This is a genomic window from Pseudoalteromonas sp. SW0106-04, from assembly GCF_001293805.1.
In the GTDB taxonomy this organism is placed as follows: Bacteria; Pseudomonadota; Gammaproteobacteria; order Enterobacterales; family Alteromonadaceae; genus Pseudoalteromonas; species Pseudoalteromonas ruthenica.
The window spans coordinates 1-26,006 of sequence record NZ_BCAI01000016.1; the positions used below are offsets into that span (position 1 = coordinate 1).

Annotated in this window: 21 protein-coding genes and 7 tRNA genes; 5 read left to right on the top strand and 23 right to left on the bottom strand. The window is 47.2% G+C overall.

Annotated features, from left to right (window positions below; translation table 11 throughout):
• Positions 1-206 precede the first annotated feature (206 nt).
• Positions 207-1,619, top strand: a complete 1,413-nt coding sequence (locus tag W04_RS15790) for a sodium:alanine symporter family protein (protein ID WP_053911556.1) — start codon at positions 207-209, stop codon at positions 1,617-1,619.
• 31 nt (positions 1,620-1,650) lie between these two features.
• Here the strand turns inward: W04_RS15790 and W04_RS15795 are convergent, their stop codons facing one another.
• The 12 genes from W04_RS15795 to W04_RS15850 all read right to left on the bottom strand — a co-directional run bounded on the left by W04_RS15795 (position 1,651) and on the right by W04_RS15850 (position 7,506).
• Positions 1,651-2,187, bottom strand: a complete 537-nt coding sequence (locus W04_RS15795; protein WP_157576492.1) for a hypothetical protein — start codon at positions 2,185-2,187, stop codon at positions 1,651-1,653.
• A gap of 72 nt (positions 2,188-2,259) precedes the next feature.
• Positions 2,260-2,333, bottom strand: a tRNA-Cys gene (locus tag W04_RS15800).
• 33 nt (positions 2,334-2,366) lie between these two features.
• A tRNA-Gly gene (locus W04_RS15805) sits at positions 2,367-2,442 on the bottom strand.
• A 54-nt stretch (positions 2,443-2,496) separates the two neighbouring features.
• Positions 2,497-2,583, bottom strand: a tRNA-Leu gene (locus W04_RS15810).
• 38 nt (positions 2,584-2,621) lie between these two features.
• A tRNA-Gly gene (locus W04_RS15815) sits at positions 2,622-2,697 on the bottom strand.
• A 55-nt stretch (positions 2,698-2,752) separates the two neighbouring features.
• Positions 2,753-2,839 (bottom strand) — tRNA-Leu (locus W04_RS15820).
• Positions 2,840-2,874: 35 nt separating this feature from the next.
• Positions 2,875-2,948: transfer RNA gene (locus tag W04_RS15825), tRNA-Cys, on the bottom strand.
• Positions 2,949-2,957: 9 nt separating this feature from the next.
• Positions 2,958-3,033, bottom strand: a tRNA-Gly gene (locus W04_RS15830).
• A gap of 161 nt (positions 3,034-3,194) precedes the next feature.
• Positions 3,195-3,746, bottom strand: a complete 552-nt coding sequence (gene pgsA, locus W04_RS15835; RefSeq protein WP_022944538.1) for a CDP-diacylglycerol--glycerol-3-phosphate 3-phosphatidyltransferase — start codon at positions 3,744-3,746, stop codon at positions 3,195-3,197.
• 51 nt (positions 3,747-3,797) lie between these two features.
• Positions 3,798-5,618, bottom strand: a complete 1,821-nt coding sequence (gene uvrC, locus W04_RS15840; protein ID WP_053911558.1) for an excinuclease ABC subunit UvrC — start codon at positions 5,616-5,618, stop codon at positions 3,798-3,800.
• A gap of 8 nt (positions 5,619-5,626) precedes the next feature.
• Positions 5,627-6,277, bottom strand: coding sequence for a UvrY/SirA/GacA family response regulator transcription factor (uvrY, locus tag W04_RS15845; RefSeq protein WP_022944540.1), 651 nt, complete (start codon positions 6,275-6,277; stop codon positions 5,627-5,629).
• A 77-nt stretch (positions 6,278-6,354) separates the two neighbouring features.
• Positions 6,355-7,506, bottom strand: coding sequence for a dicarboxylate/amino acid:cation symporter (locus tag W04_RS15850; protein WP_053911559.1), 1,152 nt, complete (start codon positions 7,504-7,506; stop codon positions 6,355-6,357).
• Between the two features lie 208 nt (positions 7,507-7,714).
• On the opposite strand from W04_RS15850, the gene W04_RS15855 reads away from it, so the two are divergent.
• The 3 genes from W04_RS15855 to W04_RS15865 all read left to right on the top strand — a co-directional run bounded on the left by W04_RS15855 (position 7,715) and on the right by W04_RS15865 (position 11,727).
• Positions 7,715-10,075, top strand: a complete 2,361-nt coding sequence (locus W04_RS15855) for a carbohydrate binding family 9 domain-containing protein (RefSeq protein WP_231658179.1) — start codon at positions 7,715-7,717, stop codon at positions 10,073-10,075.
• Positions 10,076-10,207: 132 nt separating this feature from the next.
• On the top strand, positions 10,208-11,176 hold the full coding sequence (cysK, locus tag W04_RS15860; protein WP_022944543.1) for a cysteine synthase A: 969 nt from the start codon (positions 10,208-10,210) through the stop codon (positions 11,174-11,176).
• Positions 11,177-11,292: 116 nt separating this feature from the next.
• Positions 11,293-11,727: a hypothetical protein gene (locus tag W04_RS15865; protein ID WP_022944544.1), complete on the top strand. Its 435-nt coding sequence runs from the start codon at positions 11,293-11,295 to the stop codon at positions 11,725-11,727.
• Between the two features lie 38 nt (positions 11,728-11,765).
• On the opposite strand, the gene W04_RS15870 is transcribed toward W04_RS15865, so the two are convergent.
• The gene (locus W04_RS15870) at positions 11,766-14,039 is read right to left on the bottom strand and encodes an acyl-CoA dehydrogenase (RefSeq protein WP_053911598.1); all 2,274 of its coding nucleotides are present in this window, start codon (positions 14,037-14,039) and stop codon (positions 11,766-11,768) included.
• 189 nt (positions 14,040-14,228) lie between these two features.
• Here W04_RS15870 and W04_RS15875 point away from each other — a divergent pair, with 189 nt between their 5' ends.
• Positions 14,229-16,088 (top strand): M2 family metallopeptidase, encoded by a 1,860-nt coding sequence (locus W04_RS15875; RefSeq protein ID WP_053911560.1) that lies wholly within the window; start codon positions 14,229-14,231, stop codon positions 16,086-16,088.
• Positions 16,089-16,156: 68 nt separating this feature from the next.
• On the opposite strand, the gene W04_RS15880 is transcribed toward W04_RS15875, so the two are convergent.
• The 10 genes from W04_RS15880 to nagK form a co-directional block, all read right to left on the bottom strand.
• Positions 16,157-16,948, bottom strand: coding sequence for a putative porin (locus W04_RS15880; protein WP_022945090.1), 792 nt, complete (start codon positions 16,946-16,948; stop codon positions 16,157-16,159).
• A gap of 130 nt (positions 16,949-17,078) precedes the next feature.
• Entirely contained in the window at positions 17,079-17,453 is a 375-nt protein-coding gene (locus W04_RS15885; protein ID WP_022945089.1) for a PH domain-containing protein, read from the bottom strand.
• 2 nt (positions 17,454-17,455) lie between these two features.
• A complete protein-coding gene (locus W04_RS15890) occupies positions 17,456-18,367 on the bottom strand; it encodes an ABC transporter ATP-binding protein (RefSeq protein ID WP_053911561.1) in 912 nt (303 codons plus the stop codon).
• Positions 18,364-19,173: an ABC transporter permease gene (locus tag W04_RS15895; protein ID WP_022945087.1), complete on the bottom strand. Its 810-nt coding sequence runs from the start codon at positions 19,171-19,173 to the stop codon at positions 18,364-18,366. Before W04_RS15895 ends, W04_RS15890 begins: the two co-directional genes overlap by 4 nt.
• Before the next feature lie 90 nt (positions 19,174-19,263).
• Positions 19,264-20,442 (bottom strand): cystathionine beta-lyase, encoded by a 1,179-nt coding sequence (locus W04_RS15900; RefSeq protein ID WP_053911562.1) that lies wholly within the window; start codon positions 20,440-20,442, stop codon positions 19,264-19,266.
• Positions 20,439-21,359, bottom strand: coding sequence for an NAD(+) diphosphatase (gene nudC, locus W04_RS15905; protein ID WP_053911563.1), 921 nt, complete (start codon positions 21,357-21,359; stop codon positions 20,439-20,441). Before nudC ends, W04_RS15900 begins: the two co-directional genes overlap by 4 nt.
• Positions 21,360-21,557: 198 nt before the next feature.
• Positions 21,558-22,352, bottom strand: coding sequence for a glucosamine-6-phosphate deaminase (gene nagB / locus W04_RS15910; RefSeq protein ID WP_053911564.1), 795 nt, complete (start codon positions 22,350-22,352; stop codon positions 21,558-21,560).
• Between the two features lie 215 nt (positions 22,353-22,567).
• Positions 22,568-23,704 carry a transmembrane glucosamine N-acetyltransferase NagX gene (nagX, locus tag W04_RS15915; protein WP_053911565.1) on the bottom strand — a complete coding sequence of 379 codons (1,137 nt, stop codon included), beginning with the start codon at positions 23,702-23,704 and terminating at the stop codon, positions 22,568-22,570.
• 93 nt (positions 23,705-23,797) lie between these two features.
• A complete protein-coding gene (nagA, locus tag W04_RS15920; protein WP_053911566.1) occupies positions 23,798-24,928 on the bottom strand; it encodes an N-acetylglucosamine-6-phosphate deacetylase in 1,131 nt (376 codons plus the stop codon).
• Entirely contained in the window at positions 24,925-25,842 is a 918-nt protein-coding gene (gene nagK, locus W04_RS15925; protein ID WP_053911567.1) for an N-acetylglucosamine kinase, read from the bottom strand. Before nagK ends, nagA begins: the two co-directional genes overlap by 4 nt.
• Between the last annotated feature and the right edge of the window lie 164 nt (positions 25,843-26,006).

The following is a 26,006-nucleotide window of genomic DNA, read 5'->3' on the forward strand; positions in this document are numbered from 1 at the left end:
GAAAATTGCAAAAAACATCACCTCAAGATACTCCCCACAACTTAACCACCACTTACCCACAAAACTGTGTGGATAACACTGCTTTTCGAACATAAACTAACCGATTATGTGGCTCTTTTATCTATATACCCCAATTCACTAAAAATCTCGCGACCTATGTGCTAGATTGCCGCGCTATTCTCATACTAACTAAAGGTACACGTGTTATGACCGAAATCGCTAATGCTATTAGCGGCCTTATTTGGGGGCATGTGCTGGTATATTTGCTAATCGCTGCTGGCCTATTCTTTACTGTTCGATTGGGCTTTATTCAATTTAGAGACTTTGGCCATACTTTTAAGGTTATGTTTAACAGCCGTCAAGGTGCGCAAGGTGGGATATCCTCATTTCAAGCATTTTGTACGTCACTCGCTGCACGCGTTGGCACCGGCAATATGGCCGGGGTGGGTGTAGCTCTGTATTTAGGTGGTGCTGGTGCGATATTTTGGATGTGGCTTATTGCTTTAATTGGTATGGCCACAAGTTTTGCCGAAAGCACATTAGCTCAAGCGTATAAAGTGAAGGATGAACACGGCAATTTTCGTGGTGGTCCGGCCTACTACATGGAAAAAGGCTTGGGTAAACGCTGGATGGGCGTTGCTTTTTCATTATGCTTAATTCTTGCATTTGGTCTGGTGTTCAATGCCGTACAAGCAAACTCTATTGCGGCGGCTTTTAATGAGGCCTTTGCTATCCCTAACTACGTTGTCGGCATCGCCTTAGTTATAGGCTCTGGCTTTGTCATATTCGGTGGCTTAAAAACCATTGCTCGCTTTGCAGAATTGGTTGTGCCCTTTATGGCACTGGCTTACTTAGTGCTAGCACTATATGTGTGCGCGGTTAATCTTGAGCAGCTTCCTCAGGTCTTTATGGTCGTTATCAACCATGCGTTTGGTATTGAGCAAGCCGGAGCGGGTGCCATTGGCTATGGAGTTATGCAGGCGATGATCCAAGGCATAAAACGCGGCTTATTCTCTAACGAAGCCGGTATGGGTAGTGCGGCTAATGCTGCGGCAACAGCTACCCCCAATCCACCGCACCCTGCATCCCAAGGTTACGTACAAATGTTAGGAGTGTTTATCGATACTATAGTGATCTGCTCCGCCACCGCCGCGCTTATATTGCTCTCAGGGCAGCTGGCACCTGGCTCTGGTTTGACTGGTATCGCTCTAACACAAAATGCCTTAGTTACACACGTTGGTGAATGGGGCGCTATTTTTGTAGCCGTTGCCATCCTATTTTTTGCTTTCACTTCCATTGTTGCAAATTACTCTTACGCAGAAACTAACCTGTTATTTTTGGAACATAATCACGAGAAAGGTATGCTGATTTTCCGCGCCTTGGTATTGGCTATGGTGATGTTTGGTTCTTTAGGTGAGATAAAGCTCGTGTGGACCCTCGCCGATATCTCAATGGGGATGATGGCGATTATTAATGTCATTGCATTGTTTATGCTTTCGGGCGTCGTGATTTGGCTGAGTAAGGATTACCAACAACAACGAAAACAAGGTGTCGTACCCACCTTTAATAAAAACAAACACCCCAAGTTAGCAAAAGAAGTCGACCCCGACTCTTGGTAAAAAAAGGAGCTTCACGCTCCTTTTTTTGTATTTAAGGCAGCTGTGCCCCTAGTTTTGCTAGTGCTATTTGAAGCTCAGCAATTATTTCGTCAGTGCTTTGCTTAGAAAGGTCATTCAGCGAGCCAATCAATGAACTGTTTTGCTCATAGCTGGTTGATACTATTGCTAAGTTATTGATATCAACGATGCGCGAAGTGATCTCAACTTGATGGAAAGCTTGAGAGCGATTGGAATGATTACTAATCACCTCCCCCTCTATCACACCGTCCGCTTTCACCTTTTTAGCCAGTTCAAAAAGCGCTTCTCGCGGGTGTTGCTCATATTGCTCTTGCAAATCATGCTGTTTAAGCAGCATATCGACATTGTAACTAGGGATAACAGTGATCCCAGCGAGCGTGCTCAATTGGTAATCTATACGCTTGCTTACTGTGCGCTCGCTACTGTCTCCGCTAAATGGCGCAACAATCACAGTATGCCACTGCTGCTGCTCATAACGTGGGTTAAATTTCACTGAGGTGCACGAGCACAACAAGACAATAATAGGGAAAAGTAGGGATATCCGTTTCATTTGTATAACGACCATGACATTAAACTGACTGCCAATATACAAAATAACTGTAAGAAAAAAAAGAATTTATTATGGAGGCGGAACCCGGAGTCGAACCGAGGTAGACGGATTTGCAATCCGCTGCATAGCCACTCTGCCATTCCGCCGTAGAGATATGATTTTAGCATGTTATTAAGAATTGGAGCGAGTAACGAGGTTCGAACTCGTGACCTCAACCTTGGCAAGGTTGCGCTCTACCAGCTGAGCTATACTCGCAATCCTAATATATAAGTGCCACCTTATACTCATTGCCGAAGCAATGTTAGAAAATGGTGCCCGGGGCCGGACTTGAACCGGCACGCTGTTACCAGCGAGGGATTTTAAATCCCTTGTGTCTACCAATTCCACCACCCGGGCGGATGGCTGACATGCTGTCATACACACGTTAAGTAGATTGGAGCGAGTAACGAGGTTCGAACTCGTGACCTCAACCTTGGCAAGGTTGCGCTCTACCAGCTGAGCTATACTCGCAATCCTAACTGTATAAGAGCTAACTTATACTCATTGCCGAAGCATTATTAGCAAATGGTGCCCGGGGCCGGACTTGAACCGGCACGCTGTTACCAGCGAGGGATTTTAAATCCCTTGTGTCTACCAATTCCACCACCCGGGCTCGGGTTGCTATACGCGTGTGGAAACGTTGAGATATGGAGGCGGAACCCGGAGTCGAACCGAGGTAGACGGATTTGCAATCCGCTGCATGGCCACTCTGCCATTCCGCCATCAATGATTGGAGCGAGTAACGAGGTTCGAACTCGTGACCTCAACCTTGGCAAGGTTGCGCTCTACCAGCTGAGCTATACTCGCATCATTGAACACTGTTTATAACGCTTAGTTAAAGCAGTGCTGGGCTAGCGCCCTCTCAACACCGACGCATTCTACAGAGATTATTATACGCGTCAATACAAAAAATATGGGTTTTGAATCGTTTGCTTAATTTTTATCTAAAACGGCGTGTTATTATACATTTAGCCTTCTTTAGCGAAGAAGCTATGGCGCGCAGCCATGAGATACTGCACCATAGAGCCAAAGGTCAGAATAGTCGCTATGTATAATAGAATATAACTCAAAGTCACCATCCAAGGCTGAAATTGCCAAATCAGGCCAATAATGGCGAGCATTTGCGCTGCTGTTTTCACCTTACCAAGTTGGGATACCGCTACCTCACCACGCTTACCCTGCTCCGCCATCCACTCTCTTAAAGCCGAGATCACTATTTCGCGGCCGATAATAATCAACGCCGGCACGGTCATCCACGCACTTTGATAGTGGCCAACTAACACCACCAGGGCTGCACTGACCATTACTTTATCGGCAACAGGGTCTAAAAAGGCACCGAACGGCGTCGACTGATTTAAACGCCGAGCTAGATAGCCATCAAGGATATCGGTGATCGACGCTAGCCAAAATACAAATGCTGCTGCGAAAAACGCCCATTGACTTGGTAGATAGAAGATAAATAAAAAAATTGGGATTAAACACAACCTAAAGGCTGTTAGGGTATTGGGAATGTTCCACATAACTACTAGGCGTTCTTAGCGTTTTCTTTTCAGTAATATTCGCACGAAGGGCTATGCCTTGTCATGCAAATGGTTAAATATCTTTTCCGCCATCGCGGGACTGATCCCCGGCGCTTGGCTGAGCTGCTCAATTGTCGCGCTTTTCACGCCTTGCATACCACCGAGGTATTTTAGCAGCGCTTGGCGACGCTTTTGCCCTACGCCACCGATTTCCTCAAGCACTGATTGATTACGCTGCTTCTGGCGCTTGTTACGGTGTCCAGCAATGGCAAAACGGTGTGATTCATCACGAATATGTTGAATAAGATGCAACGCCGGTGAATCACTGCCAAGAGATACGGTTTTGCGCCCGGCATCAATCAATAATGTTTCTAAACCTGGCTTTCGGCTAGTGCCTTTAGCAACGCCGACAAGCAAGGGCATTTTTGCAAACGACCAATCGCTAAAAAACGCCACGGCTTGGTTCAATTGTCCCTTACCACCGTCAATAAAAATGACATCCGGGATCTTGCTCTCGTCAGTCAGCTTGCCATACCGTTTATTGAGCGCAAAGGCCATCGCGGCATAATCATCACCTGGGGTAATGCCGGTGACATTAAAGCGTCTATATTCACTCTTATTGGGCCCTTGACGGTCAAACACCACGCATGATGCCACCGTGTTTTCACCCATAGTGTGGCTGATATCAAAACACTCCATACGAGCGATATCATCAAGGTGTAGCGCCTCTTTAAGTAGTGCGTAGCGTTTATTGATAGCATCTTGCGTACTTTGCTGCACTTCTAAGCTAGAGTCGGCATTTTTGTTCGCTAACTGTAGATACTGAGCGCGTTCGCCACGATGCACTGTATTGAGCTTTACTTGTGTGCTTTTAAGCTCACTCATAGCATTGCTCAACGGTTGCTGCTCATCAATTGCAAAAGGCAGCACCAACTCTTTCGCGATACGCCCAGTCGCCCCTGGTGCACAATAATACTGGGCAATAAAAGACGTTAAAATTTCGTCATCGCTAGAGTCTTTTGGCACTTTGGGGTACAACGTTTTGCTGCCCATCACTTTGTGATCGCGCACCATGAGAATGTGTACCGCAACCATGCCATTTCGGCGACAATAGCCAAGGGCATCTAGCTCGGCGTGCTTTCCGGACACTGACTGCTGCTCTTGTACTTTACGTAACAGCTGGATTTGATCACGGTACTTAGCAGCTTTTTCAAAGGCGAGTTGCTCACTGGCGTGTTCCATTTTAGCCACCAATGAGCTTATTACCTCATGGGATTTGCCACCGAGAAACTTACGTACGTAGTCTACTTGGGCGCTGTATTCTTCATCACTGACTTTGCCAACACAGGGCGCACTGCAGCGTTTAAGCTGGTACTGCAAACAGGGACGGCTGCGTGCTTTGTAGTAGCTGTCTTCACATTGACGTACGGGAAACAACTTTTGCATCAAACGCAAACTTTCAGAAACCGCGCCAGCACTTGGAAAGGGCCCAAAGTATTCACCCTTGATTTTGCGCGCACCGCGATGAAAAGCTAATCTAGGGTGTTGATGCTTAGTCAATAAAATGTACGGATAGGACTTATCATCGCGAAGTAAAATATTGTAGCGCGGCTGATACTTCTTGATCAGGTTATTTTCTAGTAGCAAGGCCTCGGTTTCAGTATTGGTCAGCGTTACATTGATATCATCAATATTACGCACCAATACTTGCGTTTTAGCATCGAGGCCTGTTTTACGAAAATAGCTTGAAAGGCGCTTTTTAAGATTTTTCGCTTTACCTACGTATATCACTTGCTGCTCACTATCTAGCATGCGATATACGCCGGGTTCTTCAGAGACCGTTTTTAAAAACTGGTCGGCAGCAAAACTCATAGCCAGGATCAGTGGTCGCTATCAATATCTATCATTTTATGGCGAATGGCTAAGTGCGTGAGTTCCACGTCGCCGTTCACAGCCAGTTTTTCGAATATACGATAGCGATAGCTGTTGACCGTTTTTGAGCTCAGATTTAATCGGTCGGCGATGCTTTGCACCTTTTCGCCTCGCGTAATCATCAGCATAATTTGCAGTTCGCGATCTGAGAGAGTTTGAAATGGGTTTTCGTCGGTGCGGCCACTGAACTGCGCCAACGCAATTTGCTGAGCAATTTGTGGCGCAATGTAGCGTTGACCAGAGTTCACTGCGCGAATCGCATTGACCACCTCTTCAGGGCCTGCCCCTTTGGTGAGGTAACCGTGAGCACCAATTTGCATGACTTTACTAGGGAAAGGGTCTTCGCAATGAACAGTGAGCACAATCACTTTAACATCAGGACAGTAACGGCAGATCTTCTTCGTGGCCTCGAGACCGCCAATGCCCGGCATGTTCATGTCCATTAGTACGATGTCTGGCTCATTTTGACGGCAGAACTGCACCGCCTCTTCACCAGTTTTTGCTTCACCGATAACCTTAAAACCGCGAACATCATCAAGGATGCGCTTTATCCCGGTACGCACCAGTTCATGGTCATCTACTAGCAGTACATTAATCAACAGGAAAACCCTCTTTATACACGTGTAGTAACAGCTGTTTTGTACAATAACTACACGTATTATTCTTACACCCTAAATCAAGCACTTGTTTTATCAGAAAAACGGTCAACCCACAATGCTATGATACCATCACCGGTCACATTACAGGCCGTGCCAAAGCTGTCTTGAGCCAAATATAATGCGATCATTAATGCAATTGCTGCATCAGTGAACCCAAGCATACTGGTTAATAGCCCCAGTGCCGACATAACCGCACCGCCTGGTGCCCCAGGGGCTGCGATCATCACTATACCTAACATTAGTACAAATGGCAGCATTTCCGTCAAGCTTCCTATCGCCATTGTCGGTGACAATGCCATCACCGCCATGGCACAGGTGACAATGGTAATGGTCGAGCCAGAGAGGTGGATGGTCGCACACAGCGGTACACTGAAATTAGCAATGTGTTCTTTCACGCCATTATCTTTGCTGGCTTTAAGCGATACCGGGATGGTCGCGGCACTGGACATTGTACCAAGCGCGGTTAAATAAGCAGGTAACATATTCTTTAATAACATCCAAGGTGAGCGCCCTAACAATAATCCGGTGCCAATATACAGCACACTTAGCCATACCCAGTGCATAACCAGAGCGATGGCAAGTACAACGGCAAACGTTTGCAATGTTGAGGCAACGGTGCCGGCAACGGTCATGTCAGCGAACACCCCGGCAATATAAAATGGTAACGCTGGGATGATGACTTTCGAGAGTAACCCGTCAATCACTTCTTTCCCTTGATCAACCACTTGTTGTAGTTGTGTCAGCTGGCGCTGACTGATACCTATGCCGAAGGCGAATGCCGCTACTAAGGCACTCATCACCCCCATCAACGGCGGTATCTCTATATCGATAAAGCTGCTCAGAGCCGATTCGTCACCGCCATGAAAATTGATTGAGCCACTTATAAAAGGGGCGGCCCAAGTCATAACAATGATTGCCAAGGTCCCTGCTACCACCGTCGAACCATAAGCAAACCCCACTGTGCGGCCAAGTAAATGATTCGCCCCTTTGGGCAGCCCAGCGATGCCTGAACAAATAAAAAATAAAATAATAAGTGGAATGGTAAAGCCTATCAGCTCGCCGATGAGCACTTTGGCAGTATACAAAGCGCGTGCTACGGCCTCCGGTGCAAAGGCGCCGATTAGCATTCCAAGGACAATGCCAGCAACCAATTTAAGTATTAATTTCATGATGGTTTAGCAGTAATGAATAATGCCACCTGTTTTAACATTTTTTGTCATCAATGTATGGAAAAACCGCTGAGCACAAAGCTAAGTGTCTAATCATTGAGCACCTGTGCGGTTTGTCGCGCTGAATCGCGACTGAACGAATATATTTTGTTTACACCCTGCTAACTTGTTACAACAGCGCCATCAATAATAATCACTTGGACATGTTGTGCTTTTGTCTCGTTTTCTCGCAGGTCGCCTTGCTGTTTTAGCCATTGCCGTTAATCCCTTTATTGTATTGGCTGAAACGGCACAGCCGGCACTCAATATTCCCTACCTCGCTGATGCAGCGACTATTGATGGTCGCTTGGATGAGCCGCAATGGCAACAGGCTAAGCGCATCAGTGTAAATAACATCACTTGGCCCTATGAAAATAAACCATCACCGGTGAGTACCACCGCACTGATTTATGAAAATGACGATACCCTCTATTTAGGGTTTATTGCCGAGGACCCTCACCCCGAGGAAATTCGTGCCTTTTATCGCGATCGTGATAGCGCTTGGGATGATGATTTAGTAGGGATAAAACTGGACACCTATGGCAGTGCCAAGCTGGCCTATCAGTTTTTTGTCAATCCGCTTGGAGTTCAACAAGACTCTATCGAAAATGAGTTGAGTAAAACTGAAAACAGTGCCTGGGATGGCATTTGGGATAGCGCAGGCCATATCACCGCTCAAGGATACCAGGTGGAAATAGCCTTACCTATGCGTATGTTCAACTTCGATGACGCACCACGAAGCCAAGCCATGACCATGGAGTTAGTGCGCTTTTATCCACGAAATGAGCGCCTTCGCCTCTCAAGTATGCAATTGGACCATGGTAATCACTGCTGGATATGCCAAATGCCGCAAGTGAACGGTTTTGCTAATGCCGAACAAAGCAGTAATCTCACCGTTGTTCCCTCCTTGGTGCTTAACCAACAGCAACAACGCGACATCAATGGCGCGGCCTTAAAGCCTTGGCAAAAAGACAATAACATTGAACCAAGCTTAGACCTGAAATGGGGGATCACCCCAGATTTAACGCTCAATGCCACTGTTAACCCGGACTTCTCACAAGTAGAGGCCGATGTTGCACAACTCAACGTCAATGAAAGCTTTAGCTTATTCTTCCCAGAAAAGCGCAGCTTCTTTTTAGACAATGCCGACTATTTTGCTTCGAATTTAAACTTAATTTATACCCGAAATATCGCCGCGCCTGGCGCAGGAGCGAAACTAACAGGAAGCAAGAATGGCCATACCGTGGCCGCATTTATCAGTAACGATGAGCAAACCAATGTGCTTATACCGGGTAATTTAGGTTCTCGTGTTGTGAGTTTAGAGCAACACTCACAAGCCGGCGCGCTGCGCTATCGTTACGATATCAGCAGTGCGTTTTCCCTGGGTGCCACCTCGACTTTCAGGCGCAGTGACGATTACCACAACGAAGTGCTGAGCATCGACAGTAAATATCGGTTTGACGACTTCACCACCTTGGTGGTGCAAGCTCTGGCATCACAAAGTGACTATAGTGAGGACTTCATTGAGCAATTATGTGATGCCGATGAACCTTGCCAAACACCACCCGCACAACCTTGTGAAAGCCGCTATGACTGCAGTTATTCGGAAGCTTTGTTACGTGTGAACGAGCAGCGCTATGATGGCTATGGGTATTATTTAAGCTTGGATAGAGACACCAAATACTACAGCCTGTTTGGTAATTATCATATGCGCAGCCGTGGACTGCGTGCGGATTTAGGCTTTCTTAGTGAAACTGACTTCAACAAGTTTACCACCGGTGGTGAATACCGTTGGTACGCCGAGCAAGACGCATGGTGGAATCGTGCCCGATGGTATGCAGATTGGGATATCACCCACAACCAAGCAGGCGAGTTAATAGAAAAAGAGGCGCAAAGCTTTGTTTCACTTGACGGCCCCTGGCAAAGTTATTTAGAGCTTGGCACCATTAGTCGAGAGCGGCGTGGGTTACGAGCCGATCCATCATCCTTAGCAATCGACGGTAATAGTGCGCGCTTCAACGAAAACGAAATAAATCTATTTGCGTCCATCAAACCCAGCGCCGGTGTTGTTGCTGATATCGATGTGACGCAAGGTAATAAGGTTGATTTGGCCAATAACCGTTTGGGTGAGTTTGTGCGTATTCGCCCCACTGTGAATTACAATATCAATTCACATCTAGCGCTGCGCTTGCGCCACACCTACGAAGATTTGCAACGTCGCTCAGGTGAGGACATCTTCAGCGCTAATTTAAGTGACTTGCGCTTAACCTATCAATTTAATTTACGTAGCTTTTTGCGTTTAACCATGATTTATACCGACATCGAGCGCGAGCCCAGTAGCTACGTTAAAGAAGTGGATGCGCGCTATCGAGCATTGAGTACCCAGCTACTCTACTCTTATAAACTCAATCCACAGTCCGTGGTGTTTGTAGGTTACTCCGACAGTGGCTATCAGGACGATGAGCTATCACGGCTGGAAAAAGATAATCGTACACTGTTTGCAAAATTCAGTTACGCTTGGATTTTGTGATATAAGAAACTGCATTTATATACCTCTTCGTTATAACTGATTGGCTATATCATATAGCCAATCTTTCCTTTAGTTTTCATAAACAGTGAGTAAAGTGAGGGTATACAGCGACAAACCCGTTAGGTATTGAATATGTCAAAGATTTACGAAGATAACTCCCTATCCATTGGTAACACCCCGTTAGTAAAACTTAACCGTGTCACCGGTGGTAATGTTTATGCCAAAGTAGAAGCTCGCAACCCGAGCTTCAGCGTCAAGTGCCGCATTGGTGCTTCAATGATTTGGGAAGCGGAAAAATCAGGACAACTGACCAAAGATAAAGAGCTTATCGAGCCAACATCAGGCAATACCGGAATTGCCCTCGCTTTCGTTGCGGCCTCTCGAGGTTATAAGTTGACTTTGACCATGCCCAACAGCATGAGTTTAGAGCGTCGTAAGCTACTCAAGGCGTTGGGTGCTAATTTAGTGCTCACCGAAGGCCCTAAAGGCATGAAAGGTGCGATTGAGAAAGCCAAAGAAATTCATGACAGCGATCCTGATAAATACATTCTGTTGCAGCAGTTTGAAAACCCAGCTAACCCGAAAATTCACTTCGAGACAACGGGTCCAGAGATCTTTGATGCACTCGATGGTAAAGTCGACTTCTTCATTGCTGGTGTCGGCACCGGCGGTACTATCACCGGCGTAAGCCGCTATCTTAAGCAAGAGAAAGGCTTAAATGTGCAATCTATTGCTGTTGAACCAACGGATTCTCCAGTGATCAGCCAAACAATGGCAGGTCAAGAGGTCAAGCCGGGCCCCCATAAGATCCAAGGTATTGGTGCTGGTTTTATTCCTGGTAACCTAGATTTAGAGTTGTTAGATGGGGTTGAACAAGTCAGTAATGATGACGCCATCGCTATGGCACATGAACTAATGAAAAACGAAGGGATTTTAGCCGGTATCTCATCAGGTGCTGCTGTGGTCGCTGCTAAGCGTCTTGCTGAAAAGCCAGAGAATGCTGATAAAAACTTCGTGGTTATTCTGCCAAGCTCTGCCGAGCGCTATCTTTCAAGTCCGTTATTTGCTGGTGAATTCAGTGATCAGGAACTTGAGCAGTAAAGCCAAGAGCCATTCTTTATTCTGAAAAAAAGGCGCTTTAGCGCCTTTTTCTTTACATATTTTCAATTGCCCCTCACACTTTATTCCAGTGTATAGCCTTTATTAAATACAGTGGAATGAAACGTACTTTACTTCTTGCTCTGATACTTTTATTGACTGCCTGCGGCCAAAACGATGATGATATTACAGGCGATCCTAACTCTCCGGGTTACGTGGCAACTCAATACTTCTATGCCTTGTACAACCACGATAACCTTGAGCGCGCCACACAATATGCGACCCCAAAATTAGCGCGTATTATGCGCTCCTACGGTACGGCATCACAATTCACCCGTAACCTAGTTAATTTACAATATGATCAGGTCACCATTGAGTTAGACCGTACCGAGATGAGTGTTCGCCAGCAATATGGTGACCGCGCTACCATCAATTTAGTATTCACCGGGCACTTTCATGGCAACCAAGTCGATGATATGCGCAGTGTGAAGATGATCCGCGAACGCGGTGATTGGCTGGTGAGTGAGATTGTCCCCGACCCTTACGGTCGCTAGTAAAAAAGGCCGCTTTTGCGGCCTTTTATTGTCTCTAATCACTCAAACTCTTGTGCGGCAAAAACATCCACAGCGATGACCTCTTGCCTTAGTGACTCAGCCGCAATCAGTTGCTCGCTTTGCTCAGCGCTGAGCTTATTCTTAGCCCGTGCATCTTCAATCAGCTGCATCATCGTCAGCCCTTGAATCTCTCCTTTTTTACGCAACTTATGAACCTCACGATATCCTTGAGCTGCATGTTGTTGCGCTGCTAAAGCCTTATCAAGCACCGCTGTACCATTGCTGTCATCAACCACACATAAATGCGTGAGGCGTTCACGTACGACGCCACTGCGGGTCATATGCTGAGCAACTTGCTTGGCGACCTCATCCTTAGGCATTTTAAAATGATTGCCCAATGGTAATACCACGGCACGAACGGCCAACGACAGCGGCCAGCTTCCTAGATTGTAGATAAATTCATCAAAGGCTTTAGCGCACAGATAGAGGCTACGCTCAACACTGTATTGTACAAATGGCAGATCGGCGTGTTGATGGCCCTCATCTTGGTAACGCTTAAGTACCGCAGAGGCGAGGTACAAGTGGCTGAGTACATCACCCAAACGTGCCGACAGCATTTCTCGGCGCTTTAAGTCGCCCCCGAAGCGGAGCATGGCAATATCGGCACAAAATGCCAGCGCTCTAGAGAAGCGCCCTAGATAGCGGTAGTATTTGGCTGTCGCTCCACCGACGGGCGCCTTGGCAAAATAGCTACCACTGAGCGCATGCACGAACGACATAACGCCATTGCCAGCACTGTATAACATATGCTGGCAAAGCAGCGGGTCAAATTCGCGCACCCCTTTTTCTTCATCATCCAGCCCTGCGGCGACCATTTCATCAATCACATAGGGATGACAGCGGATCGCGCCTTGCCCGAAGATCATCAGATTCCGGGTAAGAATATTGGCTCCCTCTACGGTGATCGATACCGGTGTGCCCATATAGCAATGAGCGAGATAATTACTCGGGCCCATTTGAATGCCCTTGCCGGCGTGTATATCCAAGGCATCGTTGATCACTTGGCGGCCCATCTCGGTCATATGATACTTAGCGATGGCGGTGATCACCGACGGACTTAATTTTTGGTCTATCGCCGTTGCGGTCAAGACCCGCGTAGCTTCTAATTGATAGGTTAATCCGCCGATGCGAGCGAGGGCTTCTTGTATTCCCTCAAACTCGCCAATTGCGACACCAAATTGTTGCCTTAGCGCCGCGTAAGCGCCACTGGTGCGCGCACTCAAGTGCCCGGTTGCCGTGCTCAGCGCTGGCAATGAAATACCACGCCCTGCACTTAAACATTCCACTAGCATGCGCCAACCGTTGCCTGCTTGCACTTCACCACCGATAATCCACTCAAGTGGAATGAAGACATCTTTCCCTTCTGTGGTGCCATTTAAAAAGCCCATATTCATGGGTTTATGCCTGTCGCCAGTGCGTACTCCAGGGTGGTCGGTGGGGATCAACGCACAGGTAATACCGATATTTTTTGTTGTTCCTAATAATCCGTCGGGGTCGAACATTTTAAAGGCCAAGCCCAATACTGTCGCGCGCGGTGCCAAGGTGATATAGCGTTTTGACCAGTTTAGACGTAAACCCAGCACTTCCTTACCGGCAAATTCGCCTTTGCATACAACCCCGGTATCTGGAATAGCACCGGCATCCGAACCTGCTTCTGGACCGGTCAAGGCAAAACATGGCAGCGCTTCGCCTTTGGCAAGCTTTGGTAACCACTGTTGTTGTTGGGACAAGGTGCCATAATGAAGCAGAAGCTCAGCGGGCCCTAAGCTATTGGGCACCATGACAGTCACCGCAGCACTTAGGCTTTTACTGGCAATTTTGGCAACAATGGTTGAGTTGGCCAATGCCGAGAAGTCATGACCACCGTGCTCTTTGGGAATAATTAGGGCGAAAAACCCCTCATCCTTTAGGTACTGCCACACGGACTCTGGCATGTCCTGTTGTGCGGTAATGGTTTCATCATCAAGCATGGCGCACAGCTCAACGACTTGATTATCAATAAACTCACGTTCTTCAGCACTTAACTGTGAGGTTGCATACTGGTGCAATTGGTGCCAATCGGGGTTGCCGCGAAAGAGCTCCCCATCCCACCAGATATCGCCCGCTTCCATGGCATCTCGCTCTGTCGCAGACAGCGGCGGTAATGCTTGTTTAAACCACTTGAAAACTGGTCGAGTAACAATGCTCATGCGAATATCTCGTACTGCGAAAATAACGATCACAGCTACGATGATTAATAAAACTAACCACATCATCTTGTGTTCCTTGATACCGTAAAGGGTGCTTTTCAGTATGGACGAACGGCAAATATTTACAATCCCTTCAATGTACTAGCCGAGTGCTCTGACTATCTATAATAATTTACCCCCTCTGCGTACGCTGCTATATTTAGCCGGCGTTAGCGATGCCCACCATCGCCGATAACAATTAGAGGAAAAATAATGACACGTCTTCCATTTAAACTGAGCCTGAGTGCGGTTTTGGTCTCGGTAACCTTAGGGTTAAGTGGCTGCAATGACACAACCACAACTCAGCCCACTGAGAGCGCTGCAGAAACAAAAATGAGCAGCAACAAACTCACAGCAACTGATGCCAAAGCGTTTTTAGCAAACACTGAACAGCAGTTGGCCAAGCTGTATGAGAAAAGTAGCCGTGCCGCGTGGATTTACGCCAATTTTATTACTCATGATACGGCACAGCTCGCAGCGGCCGCGAACCAAGAAGTAACCGAAACCATCGTACGTTTAGCCAATGAGGCTGCCCGTTTTGATGATCTGGAGTTAGACGCTGATAGCCGTCGCAAGCTCGATAAACTGAAACTGGCACTGACGCTACCGGCCCCACAAGATGCAGCAAAAACCGAAAAGCTGGCCAATATTGTCGCTGAGCTTGATGGTCTGTATGGCAAAGGCGAGTATTGTAAAGATGATGGCCAATGTTTAAGTCTCGGTGAGATGACCGCAACCATGGCATCGAGTCGCGACTACAATGAGTTGTTAGATCTATGGCAAGGGTGGCGACAAATTTCTAAGCCTATGCGCCCTTTATACGAACAGCAAGTCACGTTAACGAATGAAGGCGCGCAAGAGCTTGGCTATGCCGACACAGGCGCAATGTGGCGCAGTAAGTACGACATGCCCGCCGATGAATTTGCCACTGAACTTGACCGCCTATGGGGCCAAGTTAAGCCTTTATATGACTCCCTGCACTGTCATGTGCGCGCCAAACTGGGTGAGCAGTATGGCGAAGATAAATTACCTGAAGATGGCACCATTCCTGCGCACTTACTCGGTAATATGTGGGCACAACAATGGGGTAATATCTACGACTTGGTTGCGCCTGAAAATGCCGATCCTGGCTATGATGTGACCGAGCTACTAGCGCAGCATGACTATGATGAACTAGAAATGGTGCGCGGTGCGGAAAAGTTTTTCACCTCCATGGGCTTTGCACCGCTACCTGATACTTTCTATGAGCGCTCTTTATTTACCAAACCTCAGGATCGCGATGTGCAATGTCATGCATCAGCGTGGAACCTCGATAGTAAAGATGATTTACGCATTAAGATGTGTATTCAGCGCACCGGCGAAGAGTTTGCCACCATTCACCATGAATTAGGACACAACTTCTACCAACGCGCTTACAACCAGCAACCTCTGTACTATCAAGAAAGTGCCAACGATGGGTTCCATGAAGCCATTGGCGATACGATTGCGCTGTCGGTCACTCCTGAGTATTTAAAAGAGATTGGCCTATTAGATGAAGTCCCTGATGAATCTAAAGACATTGGCTTACTCATGCGCATGGCACTAGATAAAGTGGCCTTTATCCCATTTGGTTTGTTAGTTGATCAGTGGCGTTGGCAGGTGTTTTCTGGAGAGATTACCCCTGAGCAGTACAACCAAGCTTGGTGGCAATTGCGCAAGAAGTATCAAGGGATCAGCGCTCCCATCGCTCGTTCTGAGTCAGACTTTGATCCGGGAGCCAAGTACCACGTGCCTGGAAACACGCCTTATACTCGCTATTTCCTAGCCCATATTTTACAGTTCGACTTCCATCGTAGCCTATGTGAGATTGCCGGCAATGACGCCGCCATTCACCGTTGCTCCATCTATAACTCAAAAGAAGCTGGGCAGCGACTCAACGAGATGTTAGAAATGGGCTCTTCGCAGCCATGGCAACAAGCGCTCGCAAAAGTAACAGGTAAAGAGCAAATGGATGCAACCGCTATTCTTGATTATTTTGCACCATTACAAGCTTACCTAGATGAGCAAAACAAGGGTCGTCAATGTGGTTGGTAAGGGTTATTAACCCTTAGCGACAAAAAAGCCCAGCATATGCTGGGCTTTTTTATTAATTAGTTCAACGCTTAGAACTGTGCAGTTGCTTTTAGGAACCACTGATCATAGCTTGACTCATCCCAGTTGCTGCCGTAACCAGCAGATACTGCGAAGTTGGTGTCGATGAAGTATTTCGCACCAAAGTTATAGAAGTCTTCATCGTCGAAGTTAACGAATACTGACGTCATTTTATTGAAGTAGTAGTTAGAACCTAGCTGCCAGTAGTTGTCCGCATCGTCACGGTTAATGTACTGTGCTTCAACAGTTAAGTAGTTACCTTGCTTAAGGTCTTTGAAGTACTTACCGTTAAGCTCACGGTGGTCGAACTCGTCATCAATACGCACTTCAAAACCGATGTAATCAGTGCTGTTTAAAGCGTGATCGTAACGGCCAGAGAAGAAGTAAGTTTCATCACCGTGCTCTGGGTCTACGCGCTCAGCTTTCAACAAGAAGTTGTCGCTAACTAGGTAACCAAGGCTTAGTGTGTATTGATCAGCACTGTCGAAGTCATCTGGGTCAACAACGCTGTAAGACGCGCCTACTAGGAATTGATCCGCGAAGTATTCACCGCCTACGTTGTAGCCAGTCGCATAATCATTGTCTGAGATACGACCAAAGATGTTTGACTCTTTGTTAATATACTCAAACTGATCAAGCGGGCCCAACACCTGCTTTGGTGCGAAGTAGTAAATCGAATCTACGGCAACATTGTCCTCACTTTCTACATTGAGGTATTCAAGGTTGCTGATTGATTGATAAGACTGTGCGAAGGCAGCACCGGAGAAAAGTACAGACGCGATGGCGACGGATAGTTTTTTCATAAATAGATTTCCCTATATCTAGTTTTTTAAAACAGCGCCACTCTAGCGCTGTTGAAATGAATTATAACTTAACTAAGCACTTGATTGTTTTAAATAAATGTTAGTTTTTGTTAGATATAGGTACAGTTTTTTACAAAACGTAGCGAGATAGGATCCGATACACTTCGTTAATGTTGTCACCCGCTTTAAAGTTCTTACACAACGGACTCGGATCAGAGCCTATCCAAATTTTTAGTTCAGCATCCATATCAAAGTGGCCAGCACTTTCCTTACTGAACTTAGTGATTTTACTAAATGGAATACTGAGCACCTCCATCTTCGACCCTGTTACACCTTGTTTGTCTACTAAGATCAGACGTTTGTTAGTGAACAAGAATAAGTCGCGGATCACTTTATACGCTTTTTCTAGGTTCTCACCTGGAGCAAGTATCTCTTCAAGTAAAGAGTCTAACTCCCCTTCATCTACTTCACTGGCATTGCCAATTAATCCACTAAGTAATCCCATTGCTACGCTCCTGTTGCGAATAATTGATTTTCTAGGGTGTGACCGTTTATCAGGGCGCGATAACGCCACTGTTGTTTATGGCACAGCGTTAGCAAGGCGATATCCATTGCCTCACTGAGGCCCTCGCTGCTGTAACCAATAACAAATTCATTACGCTGACTATTATCAACGCTCACTACGTGAGGAAGCGCCTTTAACGCCGCTGCAACATGATCGTTTTGCTCACGTAGTTGCAGAGTTAGATACGCCAGCTGCTCGGTTTGCGAGTCCAATTGATGGGTCGCCAAGCGCCCTTGCTGCAAGTATAAAACGCGGTCGCAGAGCCGCTCCAGCTCCGATAAGTCGTGCGAGCTCAATACAAAGGTCGTCTCGGTACTGAGCGCACTGACCAACTCTCGAATAGCCCTGGCATTGGCGGGGTCTAAACCAGCCGTTGCTTCATCAAGCATCACCAACTTCGGCGAACCAAGTAGCGCTTGGGCGATACAAATGCGCTTTTTCATGCCATGAGAAAGCTCTTTAGCGCGACTGTCTGCGGTGTCTTTGAGATTGACCAGTTCCAACACCCGCTGTGTTTCTATTTTTGCTTGGCGCTGGCTAAAACCTTGCAGGCGTGCATATAAAGCCAATTGCTGGGCAACACTAAAGTTGGGGTCCAGTAGCGCGTCTTGTGGTAAGGCACTTAACTGACCGAACAACGCGGCGCTGCCGGGACGATGTCCCAATACCTTAATCTCGCCTTCACTGGGTTGCAAATAGCCGCAGATAAGGCTAAACAGCGTGGTTTTACCTGCGCCATTGGGGCCGACTAACGCAATGGGCTTTCCGGTTTGTAATTCAATATCAACATTATCGAGCGCTTTTTTGCTGCCGAAATAGTGGCTAACGCCGCGTGCTAAAATTAACTGGCTCATAGACTACTCCGCTGCAACTTATAAAAACTTAGCGCTAACAACAGGCCACTTTGCAACAATGGCCAAGCTATGTCGGTGACAGGGCTGGGCCGAACGGTGGCGATATTATCTAGCGGCTCACCGGGAATAAGGTAATCCAACCACATCGGCAGTCCTAACTGGCCTTGTAGAATAGCCAGTACCATTAACCCTATGGTGTACAATAAAATAACGTAAATAAGCGCCATACGTGATGAGCGCGCTATGGTATTCAATAACGTCATCAAGGCAATAAATGGCATTAGGTTAACCAACAGGAGGAGTTCAAACTGCAGCGCGCGTGCCAAAGCAGGGACCAGTGCACTGGTATCGCGAAAGGCGATGAGGATTAGCGTGCCGATAATGCTAATCGCCAGCAACGCAGCGGCGCTTAAGCAGTGACCGAAATAGCGCCCTAATAGAATTTCAGCGCGAGTGGCGCGTAAAGCGATGAACCGCAGCGTGCCGCGTTCTTTGTCGCTAACAAATTGGTCACTGGTTAAGTAAATAATGAAAAGAGGAAAGGTGACTAAGGCAATCAGCCAATATACGGCCATTTCCGCATCAGGCCAGTGCAATAAACTCTGTAACCCGAGGTTGCCAAAAGCGGCAAGCATAAATTGTTCAAAGTTAGGGTCTGAAAGCACCGATACAGCTTGAGAAATACCGTAGCGATAAATCATCAACCACACTAAGGCAAAAGCAAGCAACGCCAACCACGCCTTTTTGGTAAGAAAGTGTCGCGCCAGTTCAAATTTAACCAGCTCGAAGATACGCCTTGGATCCATCCTGATATCCTGATTTGTAGTTATTTGTAGCTACTATAAATGAAAAAAGCGCTCAAAAGTATGAGCGCTTGTAAAAAGATGTGTCTGACGCTATTTATTGGCTAAAGCATTGGCGTACACATCAAGCCCTTGGCTGAGGTCGGCAATTAAGTCATCGACGTCCTCTAAACCGATATGCAAACGCACCACCGGGCCATACTGCCATGACGTTTCACTACGCAAAGCCTTCATGCTCAGGTTGGTGGTAATTAGACTCTCAAAGCCACCCCAAGAGAAGCCCATTTTAAAATGGTGTAATGATTCAACTAAGGCATCAAGGGCTTGTTGTGTGCCCTCTTTCATTACAACGGAGAATAACCCATTACTGCCGTCAAAATCGCGTTTGAAAAACGCATGGCCCGGACAACTTTCCAGCGCAGGGTGACGAACATGATCCACTAACGGGTGCGACTGTAGCCACTTTGCTACTTGCAATGCGCTACGCTCATGTTGCTGTAACCTCACAGCCATGGTGCGTAGCCCTCGCAAAGCCAAATATGCATCGTCGGCACTGCAACATTGCCCCAAAAGGTATGACTGCTCGCGCAGCACCGGCCAATGCTGCTCATTGGCAACACTGACTCCCATCATCACATCACTGTGACCTACTATGTATTTGGTGGCCGCCTGAATACTAATATCAACACCATGCTCTAAGGGTCGAAAATGCATACCATTGCCGTAAGTGTTATCCAGCATGGTCATAATATTGTGAGCCTTAGCCTCGGCCACCATGGCGGGCACATCTTGGACCTCCATGGTGATTGAGCCGGGGGATTCCATAAATAGCACCTTGGTATTTTCTTGGAAAAGCGTACTAATATCGGCGCCAATTTGCGGGTCATAATAGGTGGTTGTCACCCCTAACCCTGCCAGCACTTTGTCGCAAAAATCCCGGGTAGGTTCATAGGCATTATCCATCATCAGAATGTGATCGCCGGCTTTGACAAAAGATAGCAGGCTATTACTGATGGCAGCGGCGCCCGACGGATAAAGGGCACAGCCGGCTCCGCCTTCTAGCTGAGCAATTGCTTGTTGTAGCGCAAAGTGTGTTGTGGTGCCGCGACGGCCGTAAAATAATGCATGGTTTCCGCGATTTTTAGCTGCGTCTTTAAACTCAGCAACGGAATCAAAAACCACGGTAGAGGCGCGCTGTACCACAGGGTTGACAACCCCTTGAGTGAACTTTTTATCTCGCCCAGAGCTTATCAACTGTGTTTGTTTTTTCATTTGTTTTCCTCATTCTGTGCAACCCAAGTATCAATAAGATACCGTGAAATAGAATCGCAGCGGGGAAGTTTGTAGTCAGTGCCCGCATCTCCCCAAGTGCCAAAATGCTTTAGCTCGTCTCTAGAGAACCAACGTGCGTCGCTGAGCTCGTCTTGGTCAATAAAGATATCTGTTGAGCTTGCCTGTGCCATATAGCCTAACATCAGCGAGCTTGGAAAAGGCCATGGCTGTGAGGCAATATAGCGTGGCGATTGCACGGCTATTCCCGCCTCTTCCATCACTTCTCTGGCAACAGCAGCTTCGAGTGTTTCCCCTGGGTCGACAAATCCAGCTAAGGTGGAATAGACGCCCTCAGGCCAGCTTGCTTGACGACCTAATAAACAGCGTTCGATACCATCATTGAACATATGATGCACCAACATAATAACGGCCGGATCGGTACGTGGAAAAGTAAGGTGACGACAGTCGCGGTTGATGCATTTTCGGGCATGACCGGCCTCCGCTTGAATATTTTCATTGCCGCAACGGCCACAAAAGCGGTGGGTCTTATGCCAATGGCACAGCCCTCGCGCAAGTACCAGTATTGCAGCAGCGCCAGGCTCAACTATCGAGCCATAACGGCGGATATCGACAAATTCACCTTCGGCGTAAGCACAGTCGTTAGGCAATGTTTCACTCACATCAAGAGCAAAGTAATGCTGGCATTGATGCTCACCTAAATAAATCGCGTTATCGGGGGCGAAGTCTTTTACTTGCTCATAGCTCAAAAACAGTGGGGTTTGATTATCAAAACTGAACAAGTTTCGATCTGCATTTATTAATACATAACGCCCCAGCGGGCGTTTATTTAACAGCCAGTTAGGGTCTTTACGCTCGCTTGAGTGCCTATCCAATGGCAACTGGGTGTATTGCAGCATGGTTTTGCGGTAATTCAGGACAACATGGTTCTACATTATCACAGTTCAGTAAAATCACAGTAATGTGGGTGATAGTGACATCGCTTCTTTTATCGTTACATTGACCATCAAGGGGTTGTGCCTGTTCTCATTAATAAACGCCGCTAACACAGATACAAAAAAAGCCCGAGCTGGGCTTTAATGGTATTTAACGTGATGTTACTTAGCCGCTAGGCGCGCCAATAACTTCTGATTTTCGGCCTCTATATGCTTGTAGAAATCAACATCAGCAAGCTCACTGGCTGCGGCTTCGTCAATAACGATAACGGCATCGCGATGCATCTGCAGTGCCGAAGCTGGGCAAGAGGCAGTTAGCGGCCCTTCTACCGTGGCTTTGATGGCTGCCGCTTTATTTTCACCAATTGCCAATAACACCACTTTTTTGGCATCAAGTATGGTACCAATGCCCATGGTAATGGATAAGTGCGGCTGATATTCATCCTCGCTGAAAAAGCGAGCATTATCATCGATCGTTGCCTTCGTTAGGGTCTTAACACGGGTTCGCGATGTTAACCCTGACGAGGGTTCATTAAAGCCTATATGGCCATTGCGCCCTATTCCAAGTAACTGAATATCGATGCCACCGGCTGCGAGAATGCGCGCTTCATATTCCTGACATGCAGCAATAGGGTCTTGGGCATCGCCCGGCGGTACATGGGTATGCTCTTTGGCAATATCAATGTGGTCGAACAACTGCTCATTCATAAAGAAGCGGTAGCTCTGCGGATGAGAGCCGTCTAAGCCTAAGTATTCATCTAGATTAAAGCTAGTAACTTGTGAAAAGCTGATATCACCCTGTTGATTTTTTTTGATCAAATTTTGATACAGCGCCACTGGCGTTGAGCCTGTCGCCAGGCCGAGCGTGGAAGCGGGTTGCTTTTTTAGCTGGGCTACAAATAGGTCAGCGCCGTAACGGGCTACCTCTGTAGCATCTTTAAGAATCACGATTTGCATGTTTAGCTCGTTGTTATAGTTGATAAAAATGGGACCTATGACTAAGCGTTCCGTGCAATCTGAACTTGGTCATAGATCAGAACCTAATCGGGATACTGTAATTAGGTTTACACCATTATGACAACGCTGTCATTATTGGTTATAAAACCTAATTTGTAAAGTAAAACTGAGCAAAAAATGTCACTTTTTTAGTTATTTATTAAACATCAACAGGGTTAAACACTGACAAAGATTTTACGTTTATACATCCAGTGTAAGACAAGCAGCTGTACTGTTAACAAGGCGACGACAGCAAATAGAGGTTGCCATGGCTCACTGACAGAGCGCACGACCCCACCAAACACACTATTGGCGATGTAGCCCCAGTTCACTAAGCTTGAAGCAAGGTAAATAATAATTGAATTAGCGCCGATAATTACAAACGGATAAGCGGCTTTACGTTGGCCAAGAATGTCAACCACGCTATAGAACACCGCCAATAAAATTGCACTCCAGCCGACAGTAACGAGTACAAACGAGCTGGTCCACAATTCTTTATTCACTGGAAAGACACTGTCCCATCCCCAACCTAGCGCTAAGCTGACTAACCCCGCAGCAAACAGCTGCGCCGCTACTCGCCATTGGCCTTGAGTGGCACCGCGAGCAATTAATTGCCCGGCAAAGACACCTAAAATAGCGTTGGCGGCTGCAGGAATATTTGACAGTAAACCTTCTGGGTCAAGAGGCCGGTTTTGATAGGTAATACCAGGTAATAAGTGTTGATCAACCCAGGCATTCCAACTGCCCTCAGGACTCAGCGGCGAGCCGTGGCCGCCGGGTACCGGCAACACCGTCAACCAAAGCCAGTAGCCTAACAAAATTGCCACAGCGACAATTGCTTGAGTGCGCAACGAGGTATGCCATACCAGCATCGCCGCGATAAACCAGGCAATAGCAATACGCCCAAGCACACTGGCATAGCGAATTTCGTCAAATGCCATTGGCATTCCTGTGCCCCAGCCGTGATTATAGAGAACTCCTAAGGCACTAAGTAGTAACAGGCGTTTTACTGCTTTGTGATAAAAAGGCTTGCGTTCGGCCAGCGGCAGGTGATCAATCCGCTTCGGGGAAAGCCCCATGGCCACACCAGAGAGAAAGATAAATAGCGGGAAAATAAGGTCGTAAAAGGTGAAACCGTGCCATTGCGAATGCACTGTATGCGCTTCAAACGCCTTCCACCCTTGCCAACCTGTTAATACGAACAATGCGGCAAAAATAGATTGCCCGCCTAAAATCCAAAACATGTCCATACCGCGCAGCGCATCTAACGAGGCTAAGCGTTGTTTTTTTTTGCCGGTATCAGGTGTTGTCATAGTTTCTCGCTGTTAGTTTCTGCGCACTGTTACATCACTGTATCCATGCGTACCTCTTCCATGACGGCCTGTTTTATAAGGGGTTCACTGTGCTTAGCGGCTAAGGCGTACGCCGCCTATGTAGGTGGCCTGCACATGTTGGTGCTCATCCAGCGCCACAAAATCAGCATCGAAACCATTTAGGAGGCGACCTTTGCACTGTGCTAAGCCCAAGTATTGCGCCGGATAGAGCGATGCCATACGCAGGCTCTCGGCTAAGCTGATATCCAATGTATTTACGGTGTTGCGCACAGCTCTGGCCATATCCAACACACTGCCAGCTAATTCGCCCGTACTGGAATTCAACCGGTCGCCGGTGCGATAGACTTTACGGCCATCGAAAAAATCAAACTCTTCGGCATCAGTGCCCACTGGAGGCATTGCATCGGTAACAAGCATTATCTTGCCGCGCTGCTTGGTACGAATTGCCAACTTCGCCGAATCCGGGTGCAAGTGATGACCGTCGACAATTAACCCGCACCAACTACTGTCATGCCATAACGCCGCACCGACAACCCCGGGTTCACGTGAGGTAAAGGCAGACATAGCATTAAATAGGTGGGTGAAGCCATCAGCGCCAGCGTCTAGCGCTGACATCGTGGTTTCATAGTCGGCATTGGTGTGGCCCAAAGAGACCTTTACACCCATGGCAACTAAACGCTTAATATCCGCTGCGCTAACATTTTCTGGCGCCAAGGTAACCATTTTAATACCAAGATCATCGCGCTCGTAAATCGCAAACTCTTCATCGCTAATGGGGCGAATAAACTGCTCGCTGTGCGTGCCTTTTTTTGGCAAACTGAGATGTGGACCTTCAAAATGAACACCTAAAATACCTGGTGTATTTTTTGCCACCGCTTCAGCCACTGCGTCAGCGGCACGACGCATAATCGCGATGTCGTCTGTGATTAAGGTCGGCATATTGGCCGTTGAGCCAAATTGACCATGTGCTCTCGCTATTTGCGCTAAGCAGTCAACACTTTGTTCAGCATTAAAAAATGCACCGCCACCACCGTTTACTTGTACATCAATAAAGCCGGGGACTACGAGCCCAGAAAGTTCGGTGACAGGGTCGCTGGTGGGTGCATCAATAAATTGCACTTTACCGTTAACACTTTGAAAATAAACATCGTTATGAAAACGCTGCCCGTCAAATAGGCGTTCAGCATGGAAACTTTGACTCATTTAATTGCGACCTTTTGTTCTTCTTCTAACAGCGCATTTTGGGCAAAATAAACAGCGCCCATCTCGGGTGGCTGACGAGGCACTTCAACACGTTTAGCTATATCAGGATCTAACCATTTTTGCATGGGTTCAGACAAGCCGCCAATCATAGATAAACGTGGAGGGTTAATTTCTAATAATCGTTTAGCCAAATTACTGATGTAGCGCGCACCGTCTTTGACTATGGTGAGCGCGACTATATCACCATCATGAGCCGCCTCTATGACCATACGCGCGAGTTTGGCGTAGCTGCTTGAGGGTTGACCCGCCATTTGCTCTGCAACTCCCATTGCTGAGCTGGCATTAAAATGTAATTTAAACATCTCACTCAGGCGAGTTTGCGGACCTAATCCGTCCAAATCTAATAACACCGCCTTGAGTGCTTCAAGACCCAGCCATGCACCGCTGCCTTTATCGCCTTGAGCAAATCCATGGCCGCCATAATTCACACTATGACCTTTAACACAGGCAAAGCCACAAGAGCCAGTACCGGTAATAATCACTGCCCCGTCACCGCCCTCATGTGCGCCGATACAGGCAGTATGCAGGTCGGTGGTCAAATACATTTTTTGAAATGGGTGTTCCCACTCACTGATTTTCTCAAATAGACTGGGTAGGTTAACCCCTGCCAAGCCTAAACCAGCCACTAATTGATGCACGCTTTCTAGGCGTAGGCCTGCATCACGCATCGCTTGCTGAGTAGATACCATAATCGACTCTAAAGTGCGTTCAAGACCATGTAATGGATTTGCAGGGCCGCCCAAGCCGGTACCCAGTACTCCCCGTTGGGCGGAGTAAATGGTCGCCCGGCATTTGGTTCCCCCACCATCTATGCCTATAAATAATTGCTCTTGACTCGCACTCTTCGCCATCATTGTACGACCTCTAACCTTGTTAATGTATTCGCAAATACGCTTTATCGTTTTTGTAGCGCGTATGCTCTTCCTCAACCCATGTTGAAATTATGTTACACAATTAATGACAGCGTTGTCATTAATTTTTTTAAATTTTCCCTAATTAATTCTGTTCACTAGGTTAC

Excerpts from the sequence above, each read along its gene's own strand:
- nagK (WP_053911567.1), bottom strand. The coding sequence starts at position 25,842 with ATGATGGCGAAGAGTGCGAGTCAAGAGCAATTATTTATAGGCATAGAT.
- W04_RS15865 (WP_022944544.1), top strand. The coding sequence starts at position 11,293 with ATGAAACGTACTTTACTTCTTGCTCTGATACTTTTATTGACTGCCTGC.
- nagX (WP_053911565.1), bottom strand. The coding sequence starts at position 23,704 with ATGACAACACCTGATACCGGCAAAAAAAAACAACGCTTAGCCTCGTTA.
- nudC (WP_053911563.1), bottom strand. The coding sequence starts at position 21,359 with ATGCTGCAATACACCCAGTTGCCATTGGATAGGCACTCAAGCGAGCGT.
- W04_RS15890 (WP_053911561.1), bottom strand. The coding sequence starts at position 18,367 with ATGAGCCAGTTAATTTTAGCACGCGGCGTTAGCCACTATTTCGGCAGC.
- W04_RS15870 (WP_053911598.1), bottom strand. The coding sequence starts at position 14,039 with ATGTGGTTAGTTTTATTAATCATCGTAGCTGTGATCGTTATTTTCGCA.
- nagB (WP_053911564.1), bottom strand. The coding sequence starts at position 22,352 with ATGCAAATCGTGATTCTTAAAGATGCTACAGAGGTAGCCCGTTACGGC.
- W04_RS15795 (WP_157576492.1), bottom strand. The coding sequence starts at position 2,187 with ATGAAACGGATATCCCTACTTTTCCCTATTATTGTCTTGTTGTGCTCG.
- W04_RS15880 (WP_022945090.1), bottom strand. The coding sequence starts at position 16,948 with ATGAAAAAACTATCCGTCGCCATCGCGTCTGTACTTTTCTCCGGTGCT.
- cysK (WP_022944543.1), top strand. The coding sequence starts at position 10,208 with ATGTCAAAGATTTACGAAGATAACTCCCTATCCATTGGTAACACCCCG.
- nagA (WP_053911566.1), bottom strand. The coding sequence starts at position 24,928 with ATGAGTCAAAGTTTCCATGCTGAACGCCTATTTGACGGGCAGCGTTTT.
- W04_RS15790 (WP_053911556.1), top strand. The coding sequence starts at position 207 with ATGACCGAAATCGCTAATGCTATTAGCGGCCTTATTTGGGGGCATGTG.
- W04_RS15875 (WP_053911560.1), top strand. The coding sequence starts at position 14,229 with ATGACACGTCTTCCATTTAAACTGAGCCTGAGTGCGGTTTTGGTCTCG.
- W04_RS15850 (WP_053911559.1), bottom strand. The coding sequence starts at position 7,506 with ATGAAATTAATACTTAAATTGGTTGCTGGCATTGTCCTTGGAATGCTA.
- W04_RS15885 (WP_022945089.1), bottom strand. The coding sequence starts at position 17,453 with ATGGGATTACTTAGTGGATTAATTGGCAATGCCAGTGAAGTAGATGAA.
- W04_RS15900 (WP_053911562.1), bottom strand. The coding sequence starts at position 20,442 with ATGAAAAAACAAACACAGTTGATAAGCTCTGGGCGAGATAAAAAGTTC.
- pgsA (WP_022944538.1), bottom strand. The coding sequence starts at position 3,746 with ATGTGGAACATTCCCAATACCCTAACAGCCTTTAGGTTGTGTTTAATC.
- uvrC (WP_053911558.1), bottom strand. The coding sequence starts at position 5,618 with ATGAGTTTTGCTGCCGACCAGTTTTTAAAAACGGTCTCTGAAGAACCC.
- W04_RS15895 (WP_022945087.1), bottom strand. The coding sequence starts at position 19,173 with ATGGATCCAAGGCGTATCTTCGAGCTGGTTAAATTTGAACTGGCGCGA.